At 61.7% G+C, this 1482-nt stretch carries 1 pseudogene; it reads left to right on the top strand.

Annotation, left to right across the window (positions count from 1 at the left end):
* Positions 1-244 precede the first annotated feature (244 nt).
* Positions 245-1266: pseudogene (locus BMX43_RS19400) on the top strand (IS66 family transposase).
* Positions 1267-1482: the final 216 nt, after the last annotated feature.

Consider the following 1482-nt stretch of genomic DNA (forward strand, 5'->3'; position numbering starts at 1 on the left):
ACCCAGGATGCATGACAGCAGTGCAGCGATCAACCGGACCGGACTGTCCGGGAGTTACTGAAACGGCAGTCCGGTTCTTCCGAAATCCGCACCGACCCCGCCCACCGTGACAGAATGACTCGGAGCGCCTTGTAAATATGCGCAGTCGTGAAGCCATGCGGTATAAATCGCCATGTCTGCGCCCGCCGATCTCCCCTTTGATCTGGATAGCCTTCCGCCCGCCGTGCGTGAGGCATTTGCGGCCATGCAGGCCAAAGTCGCAGGGCTGGAGGCGCGGACCGAACGTCAGGATTACCTGATCACTGAGCTGCGCCATGCGCTTTATGGCAAGCGGTCCGAGCAGTTGGGCCCCGACGAGCGCCAGCTGGCCTTTGAGGATCTGGAAACGGCAGTTGCGGAAGCCGAGGCCGCGCGGGATGCGCTGATCGAACGCAACGCCGATGGCAAACCAAGATGCCCCGCCACCAAGCGCAACCTTGGCCATCTGCCCGACCACCTGCCGCGCATCGAGCAAGTGATCGAACCTGCGCAGATTATCTGTCCCTGCGGCTGCACCGACATGGTGAAGATCGGCGAGGATCGCGCGGCACGGCTCGACATCGTTCCTGCCCGCTTCCAGGTCATCGTCACCGTTCGCCCGCGTTATGCCTGCCGTCGTTGCGACGCGGGTGTTATGCAGGCCGACACGCCGAACTGGCTGATCGAAGGCGGTTTGCCGACCGAAGGCACGCTCGCCCATGTCGCCGTCTCCACCCGCACCGGACCCGCGCCGATTGCCGAGGAAGGCGTGGCCCTCATCCGCGATCTATACGCCATCGAGGCTGAGTCAGCGGCAGTGACCCCGCCGCCCGACTGGCCGTCCGGCAGGATCGCTCCGCCCCGATCCTCGCCCGCATCGATGACTGGCTGACCCACCACCGCGTCCGCGCCTCGGCCAAATCGCCCTTGGGCGAGGCGCTCGCCTACATCGCCAAATACCGCGACGGCCTTGGCCGCTTCCTCGCCGATGGTCGCATCGAGATCGACAACAATACCGTCGAACACACCATCCGACCCATCGCCCTGAACCGCAAGAACGCCCTCTTCGCCGGCCATGACGCCGGTGCCGAAAACTGGGCCGTCATCGCCTCGCTCATCGAGACCTGCAAAATGAACGGCGTCGATCCCCATGCATGACTGACGGCAACGCTCACCGCCATCGTCCAAGGCCATAAACAAAGCCAGATCGACGACCTGCTCCCGTGGAATTACGACGTCACAGTGTGATCAGAACACCGCATACGAGGAATCGGGACTGGGCGTAAGGGTTTAGAATCTTGGGGGAATGTGTTGTGCTGTGTGGTAAATGCAAAAAACGCCCCGTTGGGCGCCTTGCATTGGTTTAAGCCATTGATATATTGTTATAAATTTTGGTTGCGGGGACAGGATTTGAACCTGTGACCTTCAGGTTATGAGCCTGACGAGCTACCGGGCTGCTCCACC

The organism is Gemmobacter aquatilis (genome assembly GCF_900110025.1).
In the GTDB taxonomy this organism is placed as follows: Bacteria; Pseudomonadota; Alphaproteobacteria; order Rhodobacterales; family Rhodobacteraceae; genus Gemmobacter; species Gemmobacter aquatilis.